The sequence below is a fragment of the Pedobacter sp. AK013 genome, assembly GCF_014205835.1.
GTDB lineage: Bacteria > Bacteroidota > Bacteroidia > Sphingobacteriales > Sphingobacteriaceae > Pedobacter.
Window position 1 is genome coordinate 1 of record NZ_JACHCQ010000008.1, and the last position, 13,061, is coordinate 13,061.

General features: G+C 35.6%; 14 protein-coding genes and 1 tRNA gene. 4 read left to right on the forward strand and 11 right to left on the reverse strand.

Going from position 1 to position 13,061, the window contains the following annotated elements:
- Positions 1-27: 27 nt before the first annotated feature.
- The 3 genes from HDC90_RS07310 to HDC90_RS07320 all read right to left on the reverse strand — a co-directional run bounded on the left by HDC90_RS07310 (position 28) and on the right by HDC90_RS07320 (position 1,685).
- Positions 28-1,008, reverse strand: coding sequence for an AIPR family protein (locus HDC90_RS07310; RefSeq protein WP_184465315.1), 981 nt, complete (start codon positions 1,006-1,008; stop codon positions 28-30).
- Positions 1,009-1,045: 37 nt separating this feature from the next.
- Complete coding sequence (locus tag HDC90_RS07315; RefSeq protein ID WP_184465316.1) at positions 1,046-1,300, reverse strand: hypothetical protein; 255 nt, start codon at positions 1,298-1,300, stop codon at positions 1,046-1,048.
- Positions 1,301-1,397: 97 nt separating this feature from the next.
- Positions 1,398-1,685 carry a hypothetical protein gene (locus HDC90_RS07320; protein ID WP_184465317.1) on the reverse strand — a complete coding sequence of 96 codons (288 nt, stop codon included), beginning with the start codon at positions 1,683-1,685 and terminating at the stop codon, positions 1,398-1,400.
- A gap of 1,266 nt (positions 1,686-2,951) precedes the next feature.
- Between HDC90_RS07320 and HDC90_RS07325 the strand changes: the two genes are divergently transcribed.
- The gene (locus HDC90_RS07325) at positions 2,952-3,503 is read left to right on the forward strand and encodes a hypothetical protein (protein WP_184465318.1); all 552 of its coding nucleotides are present in this window, start codon (positions 2,952-2,954) and stop codon (positions 3,501-3,503) included.
- Positions 3,504-3,550: 47 nt separating this feature from the next.
- Here HDC90_RS07325 and HDC90_RS07330 read toward each other — a convergent pair whose 3' ends face one another.
- Genes HDC90_RS07330 through HDC90_RS07345 form a run of 4 tightly spaced genes read right to left on the reverse strand, consistent with a single transcriptional unit; the run spans position 3,551 to position 5,498 of the window.
- Positions 3,551-3,721 carry a hypothetical protein gene (locus HDC90_RS07330; RefSeq protein WP_184465319.1) on the reverse strand — a complete coding sequence of 57 codons (171 nt, stop codon included), beginning with the start codon at positions 3,719-3,721 and terminating at the stop codon, positions 3,551-3,553.
- A 32-nt stretch (positions 3,722-3,753) separates the two neighbouring features.
- Positions 3,754-4,299, reverse strand: a complete 546-nt coding sequence (locus HDC90_RS07335) for a hypothetical protein (protein ID WP_184465320.1) — start codon at positions 4,297-4,299, stop codon at positions 3,754-3,756.
- Between the two features lie 40 nt (positions 4,300-4,339).
- Complete coding sequence (locus HDC90_RS07340) at positions 4,340-4,912, reverse strand: hypothetical protein (protein WP_184465321.1); 573 nt, start codon at positions 4,910-4,912, stop codon at positions 4,340-4,342.
- 1 nt (position 4,913) lies between these two features.
- Complete coding sequence (locus HDC90_RS07345) at positions 4,914-5,498, reverse strand: hypothetical protein (protein WP_184465322.1); 585 nt, start codon at positions 5,496-5,498, stop codon at positions 4,914-4,916.
- Positions 5,499-5,580: 82 nt separating this feature from the next.
- On the opposite strand from HDC90_RS07345, the gene HDC90_RS07350 reads away from it, so the two are divergent.
- A complete protein-coding gene (locus tag HDC90_RS07350; protein ID WP_184465323.1) occupies positions 5,581-5,829 on the forward strand; it encodes a helix-turn-helix transcriptional regulator in 249 nt (82 codons plus the stop codon).
- Positions 5,830-5,919: 90 nt separating this feature from the next.
- On the opposite strand, the gene HDC90_RS07355 is transcribed toward HDC90_RS07350, so the two are convergent.
- The 4 genes from HDC90_RS07355 to HDC90_RS07370 all read right to left on the reverse strand — a co-directional run bounded on the left by HDC90_RS07355 (position 5,920) and on the right by HDC90_RS07370 (position 10,483).
- On the reverse strand, positions 5,920-6,435 hold the full coding sequence (locus tag HDC90_RS07355; RefSeq protein WP_184465324.1) for a hypothetical protein: 516 nt from the start codon (positions 6,433-6,435) through the stop codon (positions 5,920-5,922).
- A 552-nt stretch (positions 6,436-6,987) separates the two neighbouring features.
- Complete coding sequence (locus HDC90_RS07360) at positions 6,988-8,853, reverse strand: hypothetical protein (RefSeq protein ID WP_184465325.1); 1,866 nt, start codon at positions 8,851-8,853, stop codon at positions 6,988-6,990.
- 102 nt (positions 8,854-8,955) lie between these two features.
- Positions 8,956-9,387 carry a hypothetical protein gene (locus HDC90_RS07365; protein WP_184465326.1) on the reverse strand — a complete coding sequence of 144 codons (432 nt, stop codon included), beginning with the start codon at positions 9,385-9,387 and terminating at the stop codon, positions 8,956-8,958.
- A 133-nt stretch (positions 9,388-9,520) separates the two neighbouring features.
- Complete coding sequence (locus HDC90_RS07370) at positions 9,521-10,483, reverse strand: hypothetical protein (RefSeq protein WP_184465327.1); 963 nt, start codon at positions 10,481-10,483, stop codon at positions 9,521-9,523.
- A 290-nt stretch (positions 10,484-10,773) separates the two neighbouring features.
- Between HDC90_RS07370 and HDC90_RS07375 the strand changes: the two genes are divergently transcribed.
- A tRNA-Arg gene (locus HDC90_RS07375) sits at positions 10,774-10,845 on the forward strand.
- Positions 10,846-11,216: 371 nt separating this feature from the next.
- A complete protein-coding gene (locus tag HDC90_RS07380; protein WP_184465328.1) occupies positions 11,217-12,956 on the forward strand; it encodes an alpha/beta fold hydrolase in 1,740 nt (579 codons plus the stop codon).
- Positions 12,957-13,061: the final 105 nt, after the last annotated feature.

Sequence of the window (13,061 nt, forward strand, 5' to 3'; positions counted from 1 at the left end):
TGGTCAATTTGGCCCGAAATCAGGTGGTCAGTTTCCCGCGGAACAGGTGGTCAGTTTAAACCGAAACGGGGTGGTCAATTTCAGCGAAATCTCCACTCCTGTTGGAGAAATTGAACTTGCAACGATAGTAACCCCATTATTCATAACGCTGAAAATTTCAGAATCTTCGTTATTAATTGTAGTGGCAATACCACCATTAACATCATTGTTATCGCCTTGAAAATCACGAACATTGTCTTCAAATACGTTTAATAGATTTCCTTCAGCATCTGAAACTATTTTTTCAAATTCACTGAATGGAAGGAAACCAATATAAGCTTGAGATATACCATTTATTTTGGGCAGTGTTATTCTGTTATTAAATGTTATAGTTGTGCTTATAGCTTCTTTTGTCTTGCGATATGAAGCAGCTAATTCTCTCGCTCCGAATGGATTGAATATAACTTGCTCAAAAAGATTTGTCTGTTCCAAGGTGTTAACACCATTGTCTATTATACCTCTTAGATTGGTGTCATTTACCCATTTTCCAGTGGTAACGTAGAATAATTTCAGAGTTGGGTTTGCTTTAAACTTCGACGCATTATCATAAATGTAATTCGAAACCTCGGCAAATCTTTTTATATCTTCATTTCTGACTAATTTTGGTGCGTCTTGAAAGAAATCGTTTACACCAAAAAGGAATGTCCCCATGCTTCCGCTGTCGAAACTCGAGGATGTTTTAGATTGAATGAAAATGTAAGTAACTTCAAGGAAGCTGTTCCTTTCCAATAAGTCTTTAATTTCTTCAACAGTTTCGACCAATTGACCATTTACGATTATTGCTATACCATCAATTCCAGTGTCGTTTCCGTCACCAACTGTTATAGTATCTATCTCAAATGTTTTATTATACTCGTTAGAAATGATGGAGTAATTTGAAAGGCGTTCAAAGTCTTTCGATTCTCCTTCACTTTGAAGTTCTAAATTTATTATAAGCTCTGATATCAAGCTTTGGGTAATTCTGTCCATTGGGTTGAGGTTATCTAGATAGCAGTAGTAAAGTATTCTATAGGGAGGTGTTTAGGTCATCGAGCTCAAGTAACTTCCTGATATAACTTTTGTTTTCCTCAGATGATGCTTTGTACAATCTTTCTTTTATTAAAACAGAAAGGTCTGAAATGGTTAATAATTCGGTTAAATTTTGTCCACCTGGATAAGAGTGTCTATCATATTCATGCAAAACTGTTCCATCCGCATACAAAGTATAGTCGTCATCTAAGATTCCTTTAGATCCAGACGATTTTACAAGCAATTTGTTCATGTTTGTAAGTGTTATTTAAATTGTATCTTAATGCTAATCCGATTATTCTATTGATATTATCAATCAATAATTATTTCTAGGCTTCCTAATCCGCTGGCTAGTGAAAGTCATATTGAAAACTTTCGGTCTTTTGTGCTCCGTTTACATTAATAATCTCGTGATTATAAGCACCAACTGGATATTCCCAGACTTGATACTCAATTTCTATTTCTTTAGCACACTCAGCATTATCACAATTAAACTCATACTTCCATTCCCATCCAATTTCTTCCCCCATCGATCTCTCGGATGAATATTCTGATTCAAAGTCTGTTTCATCCGGTGAGAATTTATGTTCCGTTTCACAATGGTCACAAGTAATCGCAAATGTTCCTGTTACGTTCATGTTTGTCTTAGTTTAGTTTATCTGTAAATTAATAAATCAAATGAAAATCATTACAGCCAGCTGATGTTTACGAGTAAGCAAACACTAATAACGAAGTAAATAGTGCCTTCATTTTGATATCGATTTGGGTAAAGATCTAACTAAATAAATGAGATTCAATACGGGAAACCGTAATTACTCATATGTGAGTATGCGTACCGACACGCGTATGGAGCGAAGGTCGTTGCAGTAAAGTTCTTAATAATGACGTAATATTATAGTTTGAAATAGATAAAACGAAACCTTAGTTGATTTTTGTTATTTCACTTTTAAGTATCTGAGAGCTAAAATTTGACGTAGCCTTTATCTTGTAGGTGTTTCTACTGTAACTGATTATATTAACGGTAATAAGTGCATTTTTGGGGGTATTTGGGAACCTCTTGTAGTTATCTGCATCAGGTTTCAAGGTATATGAACAATTGCTAATCCATTCAATACTATAAGAATTCGGAACGGTTGAACCATCATAATATTCATATTGATGGGTCGCATCGCGTTTTATTACTAATAACTTTCCGTTATACATCATATTAAACTTCCCCTGTTTGAATTTTAGACAGTCAGAGATTTGTGCTTTTACACTATTGAAAAAGGAGAGTCCAATTATTGTGAGAACGAGATATTTTAGAGTCATGATATCTATGATTAAGATGTAAAACAAATATATGCTATTAATACACTTGTACAAGCGCTCACCGCTTGCGAACTGAGAAAATGTGTGAGAACTGGTAATTGCGTAGCAATGAGGTTCGATCTATGTTCTTTACACAAGCAACTGGCGAGATATTTGCACCAAATATCGTGACAGTTGTGCAGCATTTTCGATTGCGCAGGTGAGCTGAAAAGTGGAGCCTGACTAGATTTATCCAGGATAAAGCGAAGCAAATCCTAGATAAAGATAGAGAGAAGGCTCATGCAGCACTCCGCTTGCTCAAAAGAAAAACCATGACAGAGTGTAGCGATGGCGTGCTGTTTTTCGTGAGCTTAGACAGTGCGGAATTCCTATCTTCCTATCGGTTTAGTAGTGCCCCACCGATGCACCACTGACTAAAAGTAACCGCAGAAACTTAAAAGAATGCTGATCGTTGCCATAGTACCAAATCCAATGACTAAAGGAATCCATTCCTCACTTAAGCCACTTTTTGAGTGAATGGATTACTCTTAGGAATGATTAAATGTTGATAAAATGAAGCCAAACAGTACAATCAGTTTCGTAATTTTAGCTTTATGGATACTAGTAAAGATTACGTAATTTCCTTATTGAGAGATAAGTATGAATATGAGCAGAAGCGCAAAGAAGATTTTGAAAGTTCATTAGGTACTCCTATTACAGTATTATCGGCTTTGTTTGCTGGGTCGTACTTTGTGGTTAGCGATTCTAGTTTAATCGGTATTAACTGTTCTTTAGTCACAATTAAATGGATCCTAGTTATCTTATTGCTGATTGCTTTGGTAGTTACTTTAATTTTCTTATTTGTAGTCTATTTCGGATTTAAAAGACGTTATTGCTCCTTTCCTGACAGTAATACTGTTTATAATGGCGACTTTAAGGCTTTAGAACAATATGCCAAAGAGAATTATCCTGAAACGTCTGAGGAAGTTTTAATGGATAATTTGAAAGATAGGGCTATTGAGTGGTACTTAGATTGTAATAATAACAATACAGCTGTAAATGACACTCGCGGAAATTCATTGTTCTATGCAAAGCTTTCGATATGTATATCACTTAGCATTGGTCTTGCACTTCTAATCCTAATTTGTTTCATCAAATCAATATAGTATGTCTAAAACTAAGGCTCCACCACCACCTCCACCTGCAAGTCCAGTTAAGAGAGAGAGAAATCAACCAATTCCAAAACCAACACCGCCACCAATAAAACCACATAAATAATGGCTAAAGATGAGAAACCAAAACCGCCACCTCCCTCAGCATCGCCTGTGAGGAGAGAGAAACAGGAGAAACCTCCAATTAAAACAAAGTAAAGTAAGAGCCACATTAGGTGGCTCTCTTTTTAACAACTCTGGTTGTCTAGCGAAAGCTTAGCCGAGTCTGTCCGAAACATTTAACTATATTGTGCGTATAAATACTTTGGTTACTTTTTTTAATATCTCCGTCCATTGATAATAGAATTCGTTTGTAAATGCCCATTTCAGCATCATAAACATATAAAGAATTGGTAAATGATCCTGCATCACAGGTAATATCTCCATGATCCTTAATTGGTGACTGTAGTAGATCCGCTATCATTTCTTCGGTTATTATATTGGTTTTCTTTTTATATCCAAACCACGGTTTATACTCCACCGAATTCATAAGATTCTCAAATAGGTTGTTTGGCGTTATTGTCCCATATTCTTCGCATGTATAAACTGTATCATCTGAGGGGTCACCTGTTTTGGCGGTTTTAAACCAATTCCATTTACCGGTAACTGCATAGCGATAATCTTTGGATATTCTATAGTTGTATTTCCGTCCTTGTGGATCGATAAAGAAACCATAATGTTCCATTCCCCATGCTATGCTATAAAATTCACTTTGGTAAATGAATGGTAGCTCTCCTGCTGTAAATTTCATTAGAATAAATGAGTTAAACTTTTTCCTAAAAGAGGTGTTTTTATAGACCGTTTCCTTTTTGCTTTTCTGCCTCTCTGTAAACTTGGTTGCTAATAAAACAGTATCGATCCCCGTAAGAACCAAATGTATTGTTATCGAATGTGTGAATAAAAACGTACCGGATTAATGTCACATTGTTACCAGTTATGTCAAACTTCATTGATAAACCAGAGGATCGGTCTACTGCACTCAATTCTCTTTCATGCCAAGAGCCGTATTCGTTACTAATCTTTTGTGCAAGTTCGGTTGAAACAAACTTGTCTTTTGCAGTCTTAAAATATGAGAGGTAAAGATTTATCTCCAATAGTCTATCCTTAACGAAAACAAGTTGTATGCTGCTCAAATTGTTATCAATTAGCTTATACTTGTCAAGGTTCTTTACTCCGTAATAGATATAATTCTTATCGGAATTATCCTTAAGTTTTTGAAGCGACGCAACTGCTTTCACTTCTTTTAAGGATGATCCAAGAACAAATACGTTAAAGCCATTCTTTTCGTCAAGCTTTGTGGATTGTGCATTTGACTCAAGTATAGACATAAATAAGATTATGAGTCCTGAAATTACATTCTTCATTTTAATTATCGTTAGGGTTTTCCATTTGACCAGTGAATTTTAGAAAGGTGTCCTTTGAGCTAATTGTACAGGAAAAGCTTGTTCCCTCATTAGTATATATCTTTAGAAGATGAACATCCGCTATACCTTTTACGCTATCATAACTATTGCTAAAAGACCACTTAAATTTGGATGTTTGAGTCTTATAACTCGTCGAAGTTGCTGCTTTACTGCTTAGTTCAGGATTAATCATCATCCCTGTACTAATCGATTTAATTAGAGGTAAATAGTTTGCAAAGAAAATCTCTTTTGAGTCTTTTTCTGTGTAGATCACTAAGCAAGCCTCATTATTAACATAGTGTTCAGAATAATCTTTACCGTTCACGGTAGCCTTTTGAATAATGAACTTAGCTATTACATTTGTTTCTGACTGTTGTACTGGTTGTTCTGAAATCCTCTCTCGCCTTTGAGGTTCCCATGTTTGTATTGGAGGTGGTGGTACTCTCTGAATTGGGGGTAAGGGCTTATAAACTGGAAATTCTATTTGCGCCATAGTTATAGACGTACAAAATATGAGCAATAACGAGAGAATCAATTTAATTTTCATATCGAATCTTATTTAATGTAAAAGTAATAAATACTTAGTTATTGCTAAGTATAGGGTTGTAAATTAATTTCTTCTTTAGTATGTGGCTAAAGAGGCGGTAAAATCAGAAATAGAATTGTTTGTAATCAGTAAAGCGAAAGCTTTAAGGGAGCAAGCAAATCTTAGTCAATCTGAGCTTGCTTTTAAGCTGAATGTTTCTAACGGTTTCATAGGGCAGGTAGAAAGTCCTAATTCTCCGTCTAAATACAACTTAGACCATATTGATAAGCTTTCAGTAATATTCAATTGTTCCCCTAAAGATTTTCTACCAGAAACCAACATAAACAGATAACTTCTTATTGCAAAGCTATTTTACAATGATGGTATTATGTTATGGGAAACCGTAATTGAATAATAAATTAAGGGCATTTCTGCCCCTAAATTATGATGGAAGCTTGTCAACTGTCGCTAAGCTCACGTACGAATTCTCTCCTTCAGCAACCCTGCGATAAAAGAAATTGTGGTGCTGATCCGCTTCCCGAAAGTTTACCCTTAAAGCATATTCGATTCCGCCTGTATTGTCGTTTGATTGGGTAAGTTCATATGCTTTACGAAGGAAAATATTCGTTAAACCTGATCCGAAGCGTTCTAGGGCTTCAGCACCAAGATCTATAAATATAAATGATCGTCCATCCTTGCTGTTGGATAGTGTAATGTTCCAGAAGTAGTTTAGATGCTCTGAAATCATGTTGCTTTTGTATTCGTTCTTTACATGGTCAACCGTTGCATAGGTACGATATTTGGCTAAGTCGAACTTCCTTAATTGTTCGGTAGCTGCATCAACAATTAAATTGTATGCTTTTTGTACTTCTTGGTTTACCAATACTTGTTGTTCGTTTATAACAACAAATTGTGTCTGTGTTGGTACTGTCTTTGCAGTTCTTGCTTTTGTTTGCATCTTAATAGAATTTTAAATGTGAAACTTGGATTAAATGAAAAATGCCTCCATTTGGAAGCATCTATGTTGAATTGGTATATAAATGGAAATGCACCATTTTCAGACGGTGCATTGTGTTATTGTCGATTTTGATATAGTTGTATTGCTAAGGATTTTTATTCGATTTAACCCTATTTAGATCCTTTTATAGTTAAAATGTCGTATCGGTATAAAGTGTTGTTTTGGTAAATGATAAGTCGTAATCCATCAGTTTTTAAATTCAAAGTGGTGGTTTTAGCTAGGCTCCTTGTTCGACGTTCAGACTTGGTTTTTCTGAGGTAAAGTTGGAAATCATTGTATCTCCCCTTAGAGCAAGGTACGGGGGTTTGATATGATACACCCAGTAAATGCGGTGTACAGAGTTCAATTTAAGTGGCTAGTTGAAATTAGAAAAAAAATATTTTTAAATGGGAAGCTATATTTATCGCTTACGTGATTTCTAGAACAAACGTACAGTTTCTAAATCAGGTCATATAGAGTTAGCTTTTTTTCAAAACTGCACGTTAAAAACTATTAATCTAAACCTTTGTCTAGGAATCTAAGAATTTTATATCCTCTAATGTCCTTACCGTTTTCATTCTTACCCATATATACACGATCTCTCGGATCGCTTATTTCGGCAAAATTCTTCCTGAGATACTGTAGAGTGGCGTTTTGGAAACCAATTTTGTTGTTTGTTAAGCCTTCACGAAGAATTGACGTGAGCTTGTTGGAGGTGTAGACTTTACCGACTTTTAACTGTTGGTGTATAAATGTCATCATGCCGAAGTGGTCGACTTTCTTTTGCTCCTTTATTAGTATCGCTTTTATCTGGTAAATGTTAAATCCAACTTTATAAGAATTATCGATACCATATTTATTTATAATAGCCATTTGATCGGGAAAGTCTATCTGAAAGTTTGCAATCTCATTCGCATATTCAAAGTCTGATACATGGCCTTTGCTTTGGCGATCATGGAGGTGCTTTAATCCTTCACCGATTATTGTATATAGGCTTTTTAATCGTGTGTTTTTGTCTGTAGCCTTTTTACGGTCTTCATCTGAAAAAGAATATTTTTCTTCCTGAAAATCCACAAGAAAATGTGAACACAATTGATACGCTGTTTTCAATCGATTAGCACTTTGGTAAATCCCTTTAACTTGCTCTTCGAAAATCAGATTGTCAATCATATCAAAGTTTCTTTCCATAGTACCTTTTTTTAAGTACTTGGCATAGTCTATTCGTTCAAGAACCTGCGAGAGTACATCCTTTGCAGATGGTGTAGTTGCTGAACTGTGGAATCTATGAACAGCTTTATAAATGGTATGGCATTCGTTTAGATATTCAATTACTTCGGATTTTGATAATGATGTGTAATCAGGTTTAATGTTAGCTATGTGGATTATCTTTCTCGTTATAGGGTTGTCTTCTGTTTCTCGAAATCTGCCCTGAATTTGTACTGCCTCAGTAGATGGATCGAGCATAGAGTGCTCCGCGGATACAACATCTGTTACTAAAATGATCGTTGGATCACATTTGAAAAGCTCATAATTAATATCGACAGCAGAAAAAAATCGAGAGGTAAAGAAATTGTATTTCTTGAAAGTGCTAATATCAGTCATCACTTGAGTTCTTTTATAATCGTTAGCAATAAGCTTTTTTCGGCTCTTATCTGCACAAAATATCATACTCTCATTCATAATCTTCATTTTATCAATGACCTCGTGGATGGTATCTGTGCTATTAAAGAAAATGAAGTATTTGTCACTTGGATTTTGTTTTATGTAACGATCAATTGAATAAATGATGTTATTGGTGCAAATTAGTTGGAGATGTTGTGCATATTTGAAAGTGGGCTGGACTGTATGTATTTTAAATTTGTTGTTAACAAATCTAGGATCGCTTGGTAAAATTGGAGTTGCAGACACAAACGCTTTATTTTGGAATTGAAAAAAGTCTTCCATCGGCAATGATATATCAGATCTATAGCTAACATCTTGGATTATCTTTTCGCATTCATCAAACAATAAGAAGAAGTCAGCGTAAAGTTTGAATTTAGAATCTTCGATCGCTTCTTTTACCTTCCAAAATGATTCTGGTGTCACAATTAGCTTTTTAAATTCCACATCATTTTCTAAATACTCTAATATATGATCTGTTTTTACTCCTTCAAATATTCCACACACTAGCTTGCCAAATTGTTTCTTCTTCCCTTTGATTACGGGTACATTTGGTTCGACAATTATGCTGTGTCGAGGGAACTCAATTTCGCACCTTGTTGCACCACATCCAGGCAATTCTTTGAATAGTATTATATTGCTTGGTATTCCTTTTGACTTGAATGGTTCAATTTGACTTAAGTATTGGTTTTTATTTATTTTATGTGTGATAGTTTTCATAATATTTTGGCAATAAGATTCCCATGCGTTGCCTGTCGCATATTTTACATTTATAGAAGTTGCTTAGAATAATGGGGGAAGCAATCGCTTCCCCCGTAAGAATTAGGCTTGTTCCTCGACTGGGATTACACCTGCAATGATTAAAAGCTTTTCAAGGCTTAAGTTGAAACGTAATTCGCTTTTTTGATAGGTTTTAAAGAATCTTAGCATCCTATCATCAAAGAGTATTCTCATTGGTGGTAAATCGGCATTTGGGAATTTAGCTTTTAGCCACATTATTTCATGGCCATCATTTTTATCAAATGAGCTTTTTAGGATTTCATTCAATTTGGCACCCTCGGATATTGCATCTAGAGATTTATCCAAATGATCACGTTCACTATCACTCGATGCATTAAAATAATTCGCAAAATCTTCTTTAGAAAAGAAGCCATTTACATTGTTTTCAGTAAAGAATAAAGTCTCATTCACTTCATTTACTGTACCTTTTTTTTCAGCATTTTTAGCTTGCAAAGCTTTAAGAAAATTTTTCATTGTCTTTTTTATTTATGTTTGTTTTGTACTTAGCGAACCCGTCCGTCTCGCTTTCTGGTACAATTATCCACCAATGAAAAAAGCCACAGAAAATTACCTTTTTAGAAATCTGTGTCAACTGATAATCAGTCGATTAAATTTTATTTAAGAATGGAGTAAACATGAGATTATAGAACTCAACCTCCTTATCTTTTAGATCCTGTCGAAGAAATGAGCGGATAAGTTTGGCTTTATCACGGTCTGATTTGTACTTAGGATTATTGGCCTCATCTATATCCAAATGAACAACCCCAAAAAGTAATAAAAGTGTATATATTAGGACGCCTTGATTTTGGGTAACTTCAACATCGCCCTGATTCCAATCCATTTCGCCTTTTAAGTATGTCAATATTGTTTGTGTTGCGTATCGACCGAATAACCATTTCGCTCTGTAATCAGGAAAAGGCTGTTTAAGATATGCCAATAGTTCATCAATGTCAGAGATTTTCCATTCGTTTGGCGTTGTGTCTATTAACGGAACATACAAATAGTCCAATTCAGATATCAGCTTAAGTCTATTATTTAAAAGCAGCGTTACAATTTCCTTGTTTTCATGTAAGTTGTATACCGTTACTCCCATATCTTCAACATCATATGGAACTTCACTTTTACCGACTTTTCTTAGTTCACGAAGCTTAACCTTGGTCTGTAAAATCCCATCACTTGCGGTCTGCAGTTTTAAAACTTTCAGATCCTTCAAGAGTTGCTCTAGTTCTGAATGAAGATTTATATCCGATCCCTCTATTGTTTCTGCTGTATGGTTTTGATAGTAGAGCCAATCTATATCCATCATATTCCTTGCTAAAACCAGTAAATTTCCAGCATGGTTTACATCTGGTAAAGTTTCTGCCACAATCTTACCATAATGGTAATCGTTTACAATCTTTGATTCACCATTATTATCGGTGGCAAACATTAGCTTTAAGTCCACCTGTGTTTTAACTTTGTTTTCTTGATTGGGGTTAAGGAGTATTTTAGTACCGTTATGATATTTAGCAATTAAATCTAGATTGGCATTAATACCGGTTATTGGTTCTATTATCAACGAGTATTCCATATTATAGCGGAGCTATTTAACCCCCGCTATAAAGTTATTACTACGGCATTGATTTAAAAAGAATTGGTATTGAATGTTTAATAAATAATGTTCTATCTTAATTTAAACAATGATTTGTGTATGAAAATTTGGGGCATCAGATGAGGCAAAATGATCATAAACTTTTGATATAAATTGATATATTTGCAGCAATTAATAAAATATGAACTAAGCCTTAAAAGCTGTGATTAGCATTTAATTAATTGATAATCATTCTATTGCATTGAATTTCTTTGTTTTAGAATAATATTGGTCCCGTAGTTCAACGGATAGAATAGAAGTTTCCTAAACTTTAGATATGAGTTCGATTCTCGTCGGGACCACTTCCTTAGATTCAAACCAGAACACTGTCACGCAAATCGTTGATTTTCAAGACTTTGTTTTGGTTTTTTATAGCACATTAAGACTTGTTTTCGACCATTTTGAATGGTTAATTTTAGTGAGTCGAAAATTGCTATTTTTTTGTAATTCTCTGTATGTCAGCATGTTGTGGTTTACTATTGTTAGTGAAGCGATAAGTATCACAAAAATCAGCGGCAGTTTCAATATAGTTTTCATGGCTATTCTGCTTTTTTAGGATTCTATTTAGACAACACTATCCCACAGCGTGTTTTTTGGAATACAAGATGCTAAAAATTCATATGCTTGCAACCTTTTTAGCATACATCTCATCTTTATTGAAACGTCCTTCAATATGCAAAAAAATATCACTTCCCGATATGCTACATTAAAAATTTCTGTCCTTTTTATCCTCGCTTCTTTTTTTCTTTTTGCAATTAAAGTTCGGGCCCAGAGCCAAGAATTACCAGGGGAAACTATAAACGCACTCACCGGGCTGCCAGTTCCTTTTGTCAGTATTGGCATTAAAAACAAGGCTATCGGTACTGTTTCTGATTCTTTAGGGCGTTACATCCTGAGCTATCGCCAAGATGAAATCTCAAAAACAGATTCGCTCATTTTTTCTGCAATTGGTTTCCACACTGTAAAGATGGATCTCGAGCAATTTTTAAGCGGGAACAAGACCATTATGTTAAAAGAACTACCGCTGCAGCTTAAAACGGTAAAGATCAAGGCTGAGGTGAGAAAAATGAAAAGCTATGGACGCTGGTCGGCTAATCTTGTTTTCTTTCCTGCAATGTACAAAACAATACCTAAATTTAGTGACGAAAAGGGCCGTGAGCAGGCAACTATTCTCAAAATAGGCCCGGATGTTTACTTAAGGAAACTTAACTTCGGCATTAACAGAAGACATTTTAAAAGGATAAAGCTTAGATTGAATGTATACGGAATTAAAAATGGAATTCCCGATCACTCTTTGCTGGATAAAGATGTAGTGTTCGATGTGTCTGGCTCATCTGAGCAGGGAATGCCAAAGGTTCAGACCATAGATTTGCGTCCTTATCAGATAGAGATAAAGGGAAGAAAAGAAATTGCCGTCTCCTTATCCATTCTTGAACTCCAGTCTTTACCCGGAGATACGAGCAGGCAGGCATTTTTTATACCTTCATTCCCCAACCCATTGCGCTCAAGCCTTTACAGAATGAAAAGTGAAGCGACATGGCAAAAAGTTTCCAGTTCCCATTTGCTTATTGGCATAGAAGTGTCAACCATGAAAACAAAAAAAGTTGAAGAAGAAGAACAAAAAGAGGAAAACCTGGATGAAACAACGAAAGTTGATCCGGAGATATCCAGGGCATTATATGGAAACAACAATGGAAAGCGCATCAAGGTAGCAGGCGGAGAAATCTACTATGAAACATACGGAAAAGGTAGTCCACTCATTCTGCTCCATGGAAACAGTGAGAGTATCAGCTCGTTCAGAAACCAGATAGGGCCCCTATCTGAGCATTATCAGGTCATTGCCATGGATACCCGGGGCCATGGCAACAGCATCAATAGAAATACAACTGCCTATAGCTATTGGCTTTTTGCGGATGACTTAAAGGCGGTGATGGATTCCATCCACATCCAAAAAGCGAGTTTACTGGGTTGGAGTGATGGGGGAAATACAGCCATTGAGTTTGCCTTGAAACACCCTGAAAAAATAGATAAAATGGTACTGATGGGCGCAAATATTTTTCCGGGCACCAGGGCCATAAAGGAAGATATTGTCCGAATGTTTGAAAAACGTAGAGATAGCCTGATGAATCTTCAAGATGCAGAATCTAATAACCAATTGCGACTCACTCAATTGGTATTGCAGGAACCGCAGATAAATGCAGATGACCTGGGTAGGATAAGCATGCCTACACTTATCCTCGCTGGTGAATCTGATGTGATAAAAACCGAACATACCATGTTGATCCGCGCGCTTATCAAAAGTTCGAGAGCAGAAATCATAGCGGGTGAGGATCATTATCTACCACTGAAAAACCCAGGCCTTTTTAATAAAATTGTACTCGATTTCCTTGCCGATAAGTCAGAGGTTCAATGATACAATGAAAAATTTATGGCATGCTTCGTTGAACCGGCTTGTGGGTGGCATAAATCCTCCAGGTAAGAAAGTCAGAACGTATTATGGAGTTTGAACAGAGGAATG